The sequence below is a fragment of the Psychrobacter sp. TB20-MNA-CIBAN-0197 genome, from assembly GCF_040309765.1.
Taxonomy (GTDB): Bacteria; Pseudomonadota; Gammaproteobacteria; order Pseudomonadales; family Moraxellaceae; genus Psychrobacter; species Psychrobacter submarinus.
Genome location: NZ_JBEOPC010000631.1, coordinates 1 through 270, shown reverse-complemented (window position 1 = coordinate 270; position 270 = coordinate 1). Strand labels below are relative to the sequence as shown.

Here is a 270-nt window from a genome sequence, read left to right as displayed (position 1 = left end):
GCTTTGAACAAGTTTTTACTACCGCTTTCCAGCGTGACTCTAATTATAGCTTAACGGATTTTTTGACTGGCAGTGATAAAGCGACCCAACAACTATTACAGAAACTATCTACTCTACGCGTTACTCGTAATCTGTTAGTTTATGGCTTAGAAGATAAACAAGCTTATCAGTTACATATCACTCCATGGTTTGGGGCACACGGACAAGTTCATGGCTTTACCGTATTACTCAATAACGTCGATAAGCTCGTTAAACAAGCAGATGACCTAC

1 protein-coding gene is annotated in these 270 nt (G+C 39.6%); it reads left to right on the top strand.

What is annotated here, in order from left to right; translation table 11 throughout:
• A partial coding sequence (locus AAEY83_RS15285) for a hypothetical protein (RefSeq protein ID WP_351060253.1) occupies positions 1–270 on the top strand: 270 nt, incomplete at both ends.